The sequence below is a fragment of the Achromobacter sp. Marseille-Q4962 genome (assembly GCF_943737005.1).
Taxonomy (GTDB): Bacteria; Pseudomonadota; Gammaproteobacteria; order Burkholderiales; family Burkholderiaceae_B; genus Achromobacter.
Genome location: NZ_CALSFU010000006.1, coordinates 143,832 through 156,017, shown reverse-complemented (window position 1 = coordinate 156,017; position 12,186 = coordinate 143,832). Strand labels below are relative to the sequence as shown.

The 12,186-nt window shown below is 70.1% G+C and carries 12 protein-coding genes; 5 read left to right on the top strand and 7 right to left on the bottom strand.

Annotated features, from left to right (window positions below):
* Position 1: 1 nt before the first annotated feature.
* Positions 2-904 carry an NAD(P)/FAD-dependent oxidoreductase gene (locus NGJ44_RS07110; protein ID WP_251863522.1) on the bottom strand — a complete coding sequence of 301 codons (903 nt, stop codon included), beginning with the start codon at positions 902-904 and terminating at the stop codon, positions 2-4.
* 118 nt (positions 905-1,022) lie between these two features.
* Here NGJ44_RS07110 and folB point away from each other — a divergent pair, with 118 nt between their 5' ends.
* On the top strand, positions 1,023-1,382 hold the full coding sequence (gene folB / locus NGJ44_RS07105; protein ID WP_053244957.1) for a dihydroneopterin aldolase: 360 nt from the start codon (positions 1,023-1,025) through the stop codon (positions 1,380-1,382).
* 30 nt (positions 1,383-1,412) lie between these two features.
* Positions 1,413-2,402: a tRNA 2-thiocytidine(32) synthetase TtcA gene (gene ttcA / locus NGJ44_RS07100; protein ID WP_251863521.1), complete on the top strand. Its 990-nt coding sequence runs from the start codon at positions 1,413-1,415 to the stop codon at positions 2,400-2,402.
* Positions 2,403-2,407: 5 nt separating this feature from the next.
* Here ttcA and NGJ44_RS07095 read toward each other — a convergent pair whose 3' ends face one another.
* The 5 genes from NGJ44_RS07095 to apaG form a co-directional block, all read right to left on the bottom strand.
* Entirely contained in the window at positions 2,408-3,364 is a 957-nt protein-coding gene (locus tag NGJ44_RS07095; RefSeq protein WP_053244955.1) for a D-2-hydroxyacid dehydrogenase family protein, read from the bottom strand.
* A 61-nt stretch (positions 3,365-3,425) separates the two neighbouring features.
* Positions 3,426-4,226, bottom strand: a complete 801-nt coding sequence (locus NGJ44_RS07090; RefSeq protein ID WP_053244954.1) for a DsbC family protein — start codon at positions 4,224-4,226, stop codon at positions 3,426-3,428.
* 122 nt (positions 4,227-4,348) lie between these two features.
* Complete coding sequence (locus tag NGJ44_RS07085) at positions 4,349-5,518, bottom strand: UbiH/UbiF family hydroxylase (protein WP_251863520.1); 1,170 nt, start codon at positions 5,516-5,518, stop codon at positions 4,349-4,351.
* Complete coding sequence (gene mltA / locus NGJ44_RS07080; protein WP_251863519.1) at positions 5,515-6,807, bottom strand: murein transglycosylase A; 1,293 nt, start codon at positions 6,805-6,807, stop codon at positions 5,515-5,517. Before mltA ends, NGJ44_RS07085 begins: the two co-directional genes overlap by 4 nt.
* A 36-nt stretch (positions 6,808-6,843) precedes the next feature.
* The gene (gene apaG / locus NGJ44_RS07075; protein ID WP_053244959.1) at positions 6,844-7,218 is read right to left on the bottom strand and encodes a Co2+/Mg2+ efflux facilitator ApaG/CorD; all 375 of its coding nucleotides are present in this window, start codon (positions 7,216-7,218) and stop codon (positions 6,844-6,846) included.
* A 138-nt stretch (positions 7,219-7,356) separates the two neighbouring features.
* Here apaG and rpe point away from each other — a divergent pair, with 138 nt between their 5' ends.
* The 3 genes from rpe to trpE all read left to right on the top strand — a co-directional run bounded on the left by rpe (position 7,357) and on the right by trpE (position 10,596).
* Positions 7,357-8,085: a ribulose-phosphate 3-epimerase gene (rpe, locus tag NGJ44_RS07070; protein WP_053244960.1), complete on the top strand. Its 729-nt coding sequence runs from the start codon at positions 7,357-7,359 to the stop codon at positions 8,083-8,085.
* A 2-nt stretch (positions 8,086-8,087) separates the two neighbouring features.
* Positions 8,088-8,801, top strand: coding sequence for a phosphoglycolate phosphatase (locus NGJ44_RS07065; RefSeq protein WP_251863518.1), 714 nt, complete (start codon positions 8,088-8,090; stop codon positions 8,799-8,801).
* A 274-nt stretch (positions 8,802-9,075) separates the two neighbouring features.
* Positions 9,076-10,596 (top strand): anthranilate synthase component I, encoded by a 1,521-nt coding sequence (gene trpE / locus NGJ44_RS07060; RefSeq protein ID WP_251863517.1) that lies wholly within the window; start codon positions 9,076-9,078, stop codon positions 10,594-10,596.
* Positions 10,597-10,706: 110 nt separating this feature from the next.
* Here the strand turns inward: trpE and aldA are convergent, their stop codons facing one another.
* The gene (gene aldA / locus NGJ44_RS07055; RefSeq protein ID WP_251863516.1) at positions 10,707-12,143 is read right to left on the bottom strand and encodes an aldehyde dehydrogenase; all 1,437 of its coding nucleotides are present in this window, start codon (positions 12,141-12,143) and stop codon (positions 10,707-10,709) included.
* Positions 12,144-12,186 lie beyond the last annotated feature (43 nt).

Genomic DNA, 12,186 nt, shown 5'->3' with positions numbered 1-12,186 from the left:
TTCAGGCGCCCGGCCGCTCCCAGCGCCGCTGGATGGCTTTGGCGGCCACCACGCCGTCGGCCATGGACGTGACCACGCAAGGGTGCATGCGGTTGGCCACTTCGCCGATGGCGTAGATGTCCGGCAGGCTGGTCTGGGCGGTGGCGAAATCGGTGCGGATGTAGCCGCGTTCGTCGCGCGCGAGCTTCAGGCTGTCGGCGAAATCGGCCTGCGGCTCCCAGCCGTAGAACACCAGGATCAGGTCGTAGCGGCGGCCATCGACGCTGCGCGCGGCGGGATCGACCTGGTAGGGCCCCACGCGCACGCCCTGGGCGCCCGCCCGCATCACCCATTGCTGCTGGGCGCGCACGCTGCGGGCGTAGAGATGCACTTCGCGCGCGCCCCGGTTGCGCACGTAGACGTAGTTCTCGAAGGCGTTGTCGCCGCCGCCCAGCACCGCCACCGACAGGCCGGAATAGTCCTGCGCCACGATGGGAGAGCCGGGCCCGATGAGCACGCCCGGCCAGCGCTCGCCTGCCGGATATCCCGGCAGGCCCTTGGCGCGCACGCCCGAGGCGATGACCAGGGCGCGAGCGCGCGCCAGCGCCGGGCCGGCGCCCCCGCCGTCGAGCGCCACCTCCACGCCGCCCTTGCACGGACGCACGCCGGTGGCGCGGGTGCCCAGCCGCAGCGGCACGCCCGCCGCGCGCACGCTGGCCTCGATGTTGTCGGCCACCTGCTGGCCGGTGGCGCCGGGCAGGGCCGCGATCCAGTCGTCGGCGAACGGGTTGTCCCGCGTCAGCCCGCCGGGCCGCGCGGCGGCCTCCACCAGCAGCGGCGACAGGCCCAGCCGGGCCAGCCAGATCGCGCAGGACGCCCCCGCCGGGCCGCCGCCTACAATGACCGCATCGTGCATTTCGTGCATTTCACCCCTTGCATCTCGCCCCGGCCGCCCCGGCGGCCGGACATGGCGGAATTGTAGCCAGCGGCGGCCGCGCGCCCGGCCGCCTTACAATCCTGCCTGTCCCACCCTGGTTTTCATCATGCCTACACGCCGCATCATTCTTTCCGGACTGGCGCTCGACGCCCGCATCGGCATCCTCGAACACGAGCTGCGCGCCACGCAGCCGCTGCACGTGGACGCCGAGTTCGACGTGGACATCGCGCGCCCCGTGGACGACCACGACATCCACAGCGTGCTGGACTACCGCCGGCTGCGCGAGGCCATCGTGCAGGAATGCACCCAGGCGCACGTGAACCTCATCGAGACACTGTCCGAACAGGTGGCGGCGCGCCTGCTGGCCGACTTCCCGGAAATCCGCGCGCTGCGCCTGCGCATCAGCAAGCCCATGGCCTTCTCGGACTGCGCCGCGGTAGGCGTGGAAATCCAGCTCGCGCGCTAGGACGCGCCGACTCTTCCGCATCGAGCCGCCATGAACGACATCGCTACTCCCGACACACTCGCCCCGGCCGGCCTCGGCCGGGACGGCGCCGCCCCCGGCGCCCGCGCCCAGGAAAAGGCCCGCCACGAGGGCAACAAGCTCACCAAGCGGCTGGCCCGCGAAACCACGCGCGCCATCGCCGACTACAACATGATCGAGGCGGGCGACCGCGTCATGGTGTGCCTGTCGGGGGGCAAGGATTCCTACTCGCTGCTGGACATCCTCATGCAGCTCCAGAAGCGCGCGCCCTTCCCCTTCGAGCTGGTCGCGGTGAACCTGGACCAGAAGCAGCCCGGTTTCCCGGCCGACGTGCTGCCGGACTACCTGCGCGGGCTGGGCGTGCCCTTCCACATCGAGACACAGGACACGTATTCCATCGTCACGCGGGTGCTCGAAGAGGGCAAGACCATGTGCTCGCTCTGTTCGCGGCTGCGGCGCGGCATTCTGTACCGCGTCGCCTCGGAGCTGGGCGCCACCAAGATCGCGCTGGGCCACCACCGCGACGACATCCTCGCCACGTTCTTCCTGAACCTGTTCTACGGCGGGCGCGCCAAGGGCATGCCGCCCAAGCTGGTGTCCGACGACGGCCGCCACACGGTGATCCGGCCCCTGGCCTATGTGCCCGAGGCCGACCTCGTCGCCTACGCCGAACTCAAGCAGTTCCCCATCATTCCGTGCAACCTGTGCGGTTCCCAGGAGAACCTCAAGCGCAAGGAAGTGGGCCGCATGATCCAGGAGTGGGACCGCAAGCACCCCGGGCGCTCCTGGAATGTGTTCAACGCGCTGTCGCGCGTGGTGCCCTCGCACCTCATGGACCGCGACCTGTTCGATTTCGTGAACCTCAGGCCGGACGGCAAGCCCGACGCCAACGGCGACACGGCCTTCGACGAGGTGGATCCGTCGGCCGACGCCTGCGGCCCGGCCGCCCCCGCCGAAGGCGGGGGCATTGCCGAGCAGAAGCTGGTGTTCCGGCGCGGCTAGGGCGATCAGGCGTTGAGCACGCGCACGGGCTTGCCGTCGCGCCAGGCGCGCACGGCTTCCAGCGCGTTGCGATAGAACGCCTGGAAGTTCTCGCGGCTGACATAGCCCAGGTGGGGGGTGAGGATGACGTTGTCGAGGTCGCGCACCGGGTCGGTGGGCGAAAGCGGTTCCTCGGGATAGACGTCCAGCCCCGCGCCCGCGATGCGGAACTTCACCAGCGCGTCCATCAGCGCGTCCTGGTCGACCAGCCCGGCGCGCGAGGTATTCACCAGGTAGGCCGTGGGCTTCATGGCCGCCAGGGCGGCGGCGTCCACCACGTGGCGCGTGCGTTCGCTCAGGATGAGGTGCAGGCTGACGACGTCGGAGGTGGAAAAAAGCTCGTGCTTGTCGACGCGGGCCACGCCCGCCTCGCGCGCGCGCTCGTCGGTCAGGTTGGGGCTCCAGGCCACCACGTCCATGCCGAAGGCCAGGCCCACCTTGGCCACCGCCGTGCCCAGCTTGCCCAGCCCCACCACGCCCAGGCGCTTGCCGGCCAGGGGCTCGGGCATGTCGGTCTGCCACATGCCCCGGCGCATGGCCGCGTCTTCGGCGGGCAGGTGCTTGAACAGGCCCAGGATGTGCGCCCAGGCGAGTTCCGCCGTGGCCGTGTTGGCGTCGGGGCTGCCCGGCGCGCCGCTGACGACGATGCCGCGCTCGGCGCAAGCCTGCATGTCGATGGCATTGTTGCGCATGCCCGTGGTGACGAGCAGGCGCAGATTGGGCAGCGCGCGCACGCGCGCGGCCGGGAACGGCGTGCGCTCGCGCATGGCGACGATCACGTCGAAGGGCGCCAGCAGGCTGTCCGCCTGGCCGGGCGGCAGCGCGTTGTTGAATATCTCCACCTCGGCATCGCTGCCCAGCGAGGTCCAGTCCGCATAGCGGCGGGCCACGTCGTGGTAGTCGTCCAGTATCGCGATCTTCAATGCTGTCTCCAGGAAAGCCGGCCCTTGCCCGCCAGCCGCCCTGGCCGGCTCCGCGCGCCGGTCAGTTCAAACGCGCCTTGATCTGGTCCAGCGGCAGCGCGCCGCTCACGCGCGATCCGTCGGCGAAAAACAGCGTGGGCGTGCCGCGCACCATGAGCCGCTGGCCCAGGGCCAGCAGCTTGTCCTCGGGCGCGTCGCACTGGGCCGTGGCGGGACGCTTGCCGCGCAGCATCCAGTCGTCCCAGGCCTGGCCAGGGTTGTCGGCACACCACACGTCGCGCACCTTCGTCTTGGAGTCGGGCGAAAGAATGGGGTAGAGGAACGTGTAGATGGTGACGTCGCTCACGTCTTCGAGCGTCTTGCGCAACTGCTTGCAGTAGCCGCAGTTCGGATCCTCGAAAATGGCCACTTTGCGCGCGCCGTTGCCCTTGACCTGCTTGATGGCCAGGTCCAGGGGCAGGTCGGCGAAGGACACCGCCGACAGCCGTTCCAGCGACTCGCGGGTCACGTCGCGGCGCGTCATGGCGTCGATGAGGGTGCCGTCCATGACCCAGGTGACTTTCTCGTCGGTGTAGATCAGGTCCATGCCCAGCTGCACTTCGAAAAGCCCGTAGGGCGTGCGGCGCACGGCCGTCACCGCCATGCCCGGAAAGCGCTGGCCGAGCCGCTCCTTGACGGCCTCGCTCGCCGGATCGGCCGGGGCGACCTGCGAAGTGGAGACGCTCTTGGCGTCGCGGGACGCGGGGGCCTGGGTGGTGGAATAGACCTTGTCCTCCCCGGCCGCCTGCGCGGCCGGAAACGGCGCGGCGGCGGCGGCCGCAATGAGGCTGGCCGCCAGCAGGGAAGAAATGCGCGGTTTCATGCAAGCTCCTGTACGTATTGCGGTGTTCCGCAGGCAAGCGTAACCGATCCGCGGAATCGCCGTCGCCGGCCGCCTCGCCCGCGGTCCGCCTCGCCCGCGGTCCGCCTCGCCCGCGGTCCGCCTCAGTTAGCCGAAGCGCCCGCGATGAGCCGGCGCTTGACGAACGGCGCCTGCTCGACCCAGTGCATGCCGGCGTTGCGCAGCCAGGCCAGCGGCGCAGCCCGGGAGCCGAACAGCTTGTGCAACCCGTCGGTGGCCAGCCGCATGGCGAGCACGGGCTCGGCGCGCGCGCGCTGGTATCGGTGCAGCACCCGCAGGTCGCCCGCCTTGCGGTAGGGTTCGCGCCCGGCCACGATGCGCGCCAGCGCCTCCACGTCGCCCAGGCCCAGGTTCAACCCCTGCCCGGCCAGCGGATGCAGGCGGTGGGCGGCGTCGCCCGCCAGGGCGATGCCGGGCGCCGCCATCTGCGCGCGCTCGAGTGTGAGCGGAAACCCATGCAACGGGCTGCGCACCCGCAGCCCGCCCAGGCGTCCGTGCGTGGCCTGCTCCAGCAGGGTTTCGAGGCGGGCGCGCTGGGCATCGGCCGGCAGGGCCAGCAATTCGGCGGCCAGGGCGCTGCGCATGGACCACACCATGGAAACCTGCGGACCGCCGGCCGTGTCGGGCATGGGCAGCAGCGCCAGCACGCCGTCGTCGCGGAACCACTGGATGGCCGCGCCCTGGTGCGGCCGCCCGGCGTCGAGGTGAGCCACCAGGCCCGTGTCTTCATACGACACCGCCTCGTGCTTCAGCCCCGCGGCCTCGCGCAGCGGCGAGGCCGCGCCGTCCGCGCCGACGAAAAGCTCGGCCTCGATGCGGCCCGAATTCGCGGTTTCGACGGCGCCTTCGGCATAGCCCGCGCAGCGGTCTTCCAGCCACGGGATGCCGAACATGCGCACGGCCTGGATCAGCACCCGCTCGATCTCGCCGGATTCGACGATCCAGGCCAGTTGGGGCAGCGCCGCCTGCCAGGCGTTCAGGCGCACCAGGCCGTCGCCGTCGCCATGGATTTCCATGGATTGCACGGACGCGATCCGGGCGGCGGGCAGGGCGTCCCAGACGCCCAGCCCGGCCAGGAAGCGCTGGCTGGCCGGCGAAATCGCATAGACGCGCGGATGGTACTGGTTGGGGTCGGCCGGCGGCACGGCCGCGCGCGGGGCCAGCACGGCGACGCGCTGGCCCCGGCGGGCGAGCGCCAGGGCGGTGGACAGGCCGACGATGCCGGCGCCGCAGACGACGATCTGGTAGTTCATCTTGCAGAAGGCTCCCCTGCCTGCCTGGGCCACAGCAGCCACATCTGGCCGCGCTGCTTCATGCGCCCGGCCATCTGGCCGGCCTCGTCGCCGTAGCCCCAATAGAAGTCGGCGCGCGCCGCGCCGCGGATGGCCGTGCCGGTGTCCTGCGCCAGCACCAGTCGCTGCAGCGGACGGTCGGACGCGGGATACGTGGTGGACAGGAACACCGGCGTGCCCAGGGGCACGAAGCTGGTGTCCACGGCCACCGAGCGCTGCGGCGCCAGCGGGATGCCGTAGGCGCCCTTGGGTCCGAGCTCGGGGTCCGTCACCGCTTCTTCGCGGAAAAACACCACGGCCGGATTGGCGTTCAGCATTTCCTGCACGCGCCGGGGATTGCGCTGCGCCCAGGCGCGGATGTTCTGCATGGAAGCCTGGTCGGGCGGCAGCTCGCCCCGGTCGATCAGCCAGCGGCCGATGGAGACGTAGGGCTGGCCGTTGTGGTCGGCGTAGGCCACGCGGATGGTCGAGCCGGCGTCGGGGCCGTCGGTCAGCAGCACGCGGCCCGAGCCCTGCACTTGCAGGAAGAAGTTGTCCACGGGGTCGTTTACCCAGACCACCACGGGCGGCCGGCGGCTGGAGGATTCGATGGCGGCGCGGGTGTCGTAGGGAACCACGCGCTTGCCGTCCAGCTTGCCGCGCACGCGCTTGCCCGCCAGCTCGGGATACACCGAACCCAGGTCGACGGTCAGCAGGTCGTGCGGCACGCCGTACAGCGGCCATTGGTAGGGCCCGCCCTGCCGGCGCGAACCGCGCACCAGCGGCTCGTAGTAGCCGGTGACGGTATTGACCGCGGGCTTGCCGTCGGTTCCCGCCAGACGCCAGGGCTGCAGGTAGGTCTGCAGGAAGCGGCGCACCGCCGCGCCGTCGCCGGGGGCCGGCGCGCGCGCGGGGTCGACCGCGGCCGCACAGACCGGCTGCCAGGCCCGCGGCGTGGCGCGGGCGGGCGCGGCCAGGTTGCCCGAAGTGGGACGCATCAGGCCGCGGCAGTCGCGCAGGAAGAGCGGCCAGAAACGGGACAGGTCATCGCTGGTCCAGCCGGGCAGCTCGGACCAGTTCACGGGCTTGTACCGGCCCGCCAGGGTGCGCGGCGCGGTGTCGGGCAGGGCCGACAGCGGCGGCACCACCAGCGGCCCTTCGGCGGCGGGCGCGCCGGGGCCGGGCTGGCCGGGCTCGGGCGGGATTTCCGTCAGGGAGGAACACGCCGCCAGCACGAGCGGCAGCATGGACAGGCTGAGAAGGCGCTTCATTGAAGATGAACGAACGGACGGGGTGCGACAGGCCATTCAGTGCAGGGTGCGCGGCATGGCCAGGACGAATTCGGGAATCGGCACTTCGAACGGGATGCCGTTCTCGCCGACGCAATGATAGGTGCCGCGCATGGTGCCGACCGGCGTGGGCAGCGGACAGCCGCTGGTGTATTCGAACGTTTCCCCCGGCGCCAGCAGCGGCTGCTGGCCCACCACGCCCAGGCCGCGGACTTCCTGCACGCGCTGGTTGCCGTCGGTGATGATCCAGTGCCGGCTGATGACCTGCGCGGGATGCTCGCCGGTGTTGGTGATGCGGACGGTATAGGCAAAGACGAACTGGTGCTCGCCGGGATCGGACTGGTCGGGGACGTAGCGAGGCGTGACGGAGACGCTGAGGTCGTAGGGTTTCACAGTCCTTTCCTGGGTGACGGGAGCGGGCGCCGGCCCCGGGGCGCCCCGGAGGCGGGACGCCGTTGCCGGCGCCGTTGCCGGACATGCCGGCCGGAGCCTTGCCCGGCGTTGCGGCTCAAACTGCAATAATGGCACATTATGCCCTCCCCGATCCCGAACATCATGTCCCGTTCCCAGGCCTCCACCCGCATCACTCCCAGCATCCTGTCGGCCGACTTCGCCCGCCTCGGCGAGGAAGTGCGCAACGTCGTCGCCGCCGGCGCCGACTGGATCCACTTCGACGTCATGGACAACCACTACGTTCCGAACCTGACGATCGGGCCCATGGTGTGCTCGGCCATCCGCCCGCACGTCGAGGTGCCCATCGACGTCCACCTGATGGTCGAGCCGGTGGACCCGCTGGTGCCCATGTTCGCCCAGGCCGGCGCCGACTACATCAGCTTCCATCCCGAGGCCAGCCGCCACGTGGACCGCACGCTGTCGCTGATCCGCGAACAGGGCTGTAAAGCCGGGCTGGTGTTCAACCCGGCCACGCCGCTTTCCTACCTGGACTATGTCATGGACAAGATCGACCTGGTGCTCATCATGTCGGTCAACCCGGGCTTCGGCGGCCAGAGCTTCCTGCCCTCGGCCCTGACCAAGCTGCGCGAGGCCCGCGCCCGCATCGACGCCTGGACCCGCGCCGGCGGCCAGGAAATCCTGCTGCAGGTCGACGGCGGCGTGAAAATCGACAACATCGCCGAGATCCGCCGCGCCGGCGCCGACACCTTCGTGGCCGGCTCCGCCATCTTCGGCAAGCCGGACTACGCCGGCATCATCAAGTCCATGCGCGAACAGATCGCCCTGGGCGAAACCCTCTCGGCCTGACCATGCACACGACCGTCTTCCGCGCCGCCCTCCTCGACCTGGACGGCACCCTGCTCGACTCCATTCCCGACCTTGCCTTCGCCGCCAACGCCATGCGCGTGGAGCTGGGCATGGCCCCGCTGCGCGAGGACGTGGTGGCCACCTTCGTGGGCAAGGGCGTGGACAATCTCGTGCGCCGCAGCCTGGCCGGCAACCTGGAAGGCGCCGATCCCGCGCCGCCCGAATTCGCGCGGGCGCGCGACGCGTTCTACCGTCACTACCATCTCGTCAACGGCGAAAAAGCCATGGTCTACCCCGGCGTGCTGGAGGGCCTGAAGCATCTGCGCGGCCAGGACCTCAAGCTGGCCGTCGTGACCAACAAGCCCACCGAATTCACGCTGCCGCTGCTGCAGCGCACCGGGCTGGCGGGCTTCTTCGAGGCGGTGGTGTGCGGCGACACCTGCCCGCGCCGCAAGCCCGACCCCGACCAGATCCTGCACGCCTGCGAGCTGCTGGGCGTGCGGCCCGCCGAGGCGGTCACCATCGGCGACTCCATCAACGACGCCCAGGCCGGCCGCAGCGCCGGCACCCAGGTGCTGGTGGTGCCTTACGGCTACAACGAAGGCCGCGACGTGCGGGAACTGGATGCCGATGGTATAGTTGACACGCTTGTCGACGCCGCCCAATGGGTTGCGCTCTGGAACCAGAACCGCAACGCCGCCAAGGCGCGCTCCTGACGGGCGCCGCAAGAACACATTGCACCCCCTCATACGAACATCGCACGGCAACCATCCATGTCCGCTTCCCTCCAGAACCAGATGCTCGGCGCCTCGTGGCGCTGGTGGCGTTTGTCTTCCGGGTGGCGATGATTCCCTTCCCGGCCCTGGACGCATAGCCGCCTAGCGCCGAAGCTGTCTGAAACAGCGCCAAGCCCGGAACCAGCAACCTGGACCGGGCTTTTTCGTTGCATGCCCGGTCCCCCGCAAATCACAGCAAGCCACGAGATCCGACATGACCGAAATCGAATTCAAGGCCCTCGCCGCCCAAGGCTACAACCGCATTCCCCTGGTGGCGGAAACCTACGCCGACCTGGACACTCCCCTGGGCATCTACCTCAAGCTCGCCCATGCCGGCCCCCACGCGGGCCGCATGACCTGCCTGATGGAATCCGTGGTGGGCGGCGAGCGCTTCGGCCGCTACTCGTTCATCGGCCTGCCCGCCCGCACCGTGATCCGCGCCAGCGGCACCCTCACCGAAGTGCTGGTCGACGGCAAGGTCGCCGAAACCCACGAGGGCGACCCGCTGGCCTTCATCGAGCAATACCAGTCCCGCTTCAAGGTGGCGCTGCGTCCGGGCATGCCGCGCTTCTGCGGCGGCCTGGCGGGCTACTTCGGCTACGACACCGTGCGCCACATCGAGCCCTGCCTCGGCCCGGCCGTCAAGCCGTTTCCCGCCGGCATGGAAGGCGGCACGCCCGACCTGATGCTGATGCACGTGGACGAGCTGGTCATCGTCGACAACCTGGCCGGCCGCATCTACCTCATGGTGTACGCCGACCCTGCCCAGCCCGAGGCCTACAGCCGCGCCCAGCAGCGCCTGCACGACCTGCGCGCCCGCCTGCGCCGCCCCGTGGACATTCCCTACAGCCACGCCAGCATGCAGACCGAGGAGCGGCGCGACTTCAAGAAAGAGGACTACCTCGCCGCCGTGCGCCGGGCCAAGGAACACATCGCCGCCGGCGACCTCATGCAGGTGCAGATCGGCCAGGTCATCGCCAAGCCCTTCCGCGACTCGCCCCTCTCCCTCTACCGCGCCCTGCGGTCCCTCAACCCCTCCCCCTATATGTACTTCTGGAACTTCGGCGACTTCCAGGTGGTGGGCGCCTCGCCGGAGATCCTGGTGCGCCAGGAGCGCGTGGTGGAGAACGGCGAGGAAAAATCCCAGATCACCATCCGTCCCCTGGCCGGCACGCGCAAGCGCGGCGGCACGCCCGAGGAAGACGCCGCCCTGGCCGCGGAGCTGCGGGCCGATCCCAAGGAAATCGCCGAGCACGTCATGCTGATCGACCTGGCCCGCAACGACGTGGGCCGCGTGGCGCGGGTGGGCTCGGTGAAAGTCAGCGACACCATGGTCATCGAGCGCTACTCGCACGTCATGCACCTGGTGTCCAACGTCACCGGCGACCTGAACCCGGGCATGAGCAGCATGGACGTGCTGCGCGCGGCCTTCCCCGCCGGCACGCTCACCGGCGCGCCCAAGGTCGAGGCCATGAAGATCATCGACGAGCTCGAGCCCGTGCGCCGCGGCATCTACGGCGGCGCGGCCGGCTACCTCAGCTACGGCGGCGAAATGGACGTGGCCATCGCCATCCGCACCGGCGTCATCAAGGACGGCACCCTGTACGTGCAAGCCGCCGCCGGCATCGTGGCCGACTCCAACCCCGAAGCCGAATGGGCCGAAACCGAGGCCAAGGCCCGCGCCGTGCTGCGCGCCGCCGAACAGGTGCAGCACGGGCTGGACGAGCCGATCTGAGGCGCGCCTGCCCGCCGGCGGCCTTTCCATCACGCTCGGCCGGTTCGCGCATCGGGCGCCGCGCATCCCTGGCGGGACCATGCGGCCCGGGCGGCCGGGCCGGCGCAGGTTCAGCCTTGCAGATAGACCATCTGCGTGTGCATGTACTCGTACAGCCCATGCTTGCCGTCCGCGCCGCCGATGCCGGATTTGCGCACGCCGGCGTGGAACCCCTGCATGGCCTCGAAGTTCTCGCGGTTGATGTAGGTTTCGCCGAAGTCGATGTTGCGCACGGCGTGCATGGCCTGGGCCAGGTCCCGCGTGTACACGGACGACGTGAGGCCGTACTCGCAATCGTTGGCCAGGGCGATGGCCTCGTCCAGGTCGTCCACTACCTGGATGGGCAGCACGGGCCCGAAAATCTCTTCGCGCATGATGGGCATGTCGGCCCGGCAGTCGGCCAGCACGGTGGGCAGGTAGTGGAAGCCCTGGCCGAGGTCGGCGCGCGCGCCGCCGGTGACGATTCGGGCGCCCTGCGCCACCGCGGCCTCCACCTTGGCCGCCACCTTGTCCAGCGCCTGCCGGTTGATGAGCGGTCCCATGTCGAGATCCCGGCTGGCGCCAGGGTCGCCAAAGCGCGTCTGCGCCATGGCGGAGGCGATGCGGTCGATGAACGCGTCGGCGATGCGGCGCTCGACGTACACACGCTCGGCGCAATTGCATACCTGGCCGGTGTTGATGACGCGCGAGGCGCGGATGGCGTTGACGGCCAGGTCGAGGTCGGCGTCGGCCAGCACGATGGCCGGCGCCTTGCCGCCCAGTTCCAGGTTGAGCTTGGTGAGGTTGCCGGCGGCAGCGGCCATGATGCGCGAGCCGGTTTCGACGCTGCCGGTGAAGCTGATCATGTCCACGCCGGGATGCGCGCTGAGCGCCGCGCCCACGCGGCCGCCGCCATGCACCACGTTGAACACGCCCGCCGGCAGGTCGGCCTGCGCCGCCAGCTCGGCGAAGGCGTGGCAGTTGTTCGGCGTTTCTTCGCTGGGCTTGATGACGATGGTGTTGCCCGTTACCAGCGCGGGCGCCATCTTGCGCGCAATCAGGAAGAACGGAAAGTTCCAGGGCAGGATGCCGGCCACCACGCCCATGGGTTTGCGGAACAGGAAAATGTGCTCGCCCGGCCTGTCGCTGGCGACGATTTCCCCCTCGATGCGGCGGGCCCATTCGGCCATGTAGTCCAGGTAGTCCGCGGTGAAGTTGACCTCCACCTCGGCCAGCGGCGCGGTCTTGCCCTGCTCCTGCACGATCGTGCGGGCCAGTTGCGGCGCATTGGCGCGGATGCGCTGGGCGATCTTGCGCAGGTAGCCCGCGCGCTCGATGGCGGGGCGGGCTGCCCACGCCTTCTGCGCCGCGCGCGCCGCCTCCAGCGCCTGCCCGGCCTGTTCGGCGGAAGAATCCGGCACGCGCGACAGCAGCGTTCCGTTGGCGGGGTTGACGACGTCGAGATACTGGGCGGCGGGCTCGAAGCGGCCGTTGATGAAATTCGGGTGCAGCGGTACGGAGGCGGTCATCGCGGTTTCCTGGTGAAAGCGTGAGTCGAAGGGCGCAAGCGGC

Bases quoted from the DNA above. Each gene is read 5' to 3' on its own strand.
- NGJ44_RS07110 (WP_251863522.1), bottom strand. From the start codon at position 904: ATGCACGAAATGCACGATGCGGTCATTGTAGGCGGCGGCCCGGCGGGG.
- folB (WP_053244957.1), top strand. From the start codon at position 1,023: ATGCCTACACGCCGCATCATTCTTTCCGGACTGGCGCTCGACGCCCGC.
- ttcA (WP_251863521.1), top strand. From the start codon at position 1,413: ATGAACGACATCGCTACTCCCGACACACTCGCCCCGGCCGGCCTCGGC.
- NGJ44_RS07090 (WP_053244954.1), bottom strand. From the start codon at position 4,226: ATGAAACCGCGCATTTCTTCCCTGCTGGCGGCCAGCCTCATTGCGGCC.
- NGJ44_RS07085 (WP_251863520.1), bottom strand. From the start codon at position 5,518: ATGAACTACCAGATCGTCGTCTGCGGCGCCGGCATCGTCGGCCTGTCC.
- mltA (WP_251863519.1), bottom strand. From the start codon at position 6,807: ATGAAGCGCCTTCTCAGCCTGTCCATGCTGCCGCTCGTGCTGGCGGCG.
- rpe (WP_053244960.1), top strand. From the start codon at position 7,357: ATGCCCTCCCCGATCCCGAACATCATGTCCCGTTCCCAGGCCTCCACC.
- NGJ44_RS07065 (WP_251863518.1), top strand. From the start codon at position 8,088: ATGCACACGACCGTCTTCCGCGCCGCCCTCCTCGACCTGGACGGCACC.
- trpE (WP_251863517.1), top strand. From the start codon at position 9,076: ATGACCGAAATCGAATTCAAGGCCCTCGCCGCCCAAGGCTACAACCGC.
- aldA (WP_251863516.1), bottom strand. From the start codon at position 12,143: ATGACCGCCTCCGTACCGCTGCACCCGAATTTCATCAACGGCCGCTTC.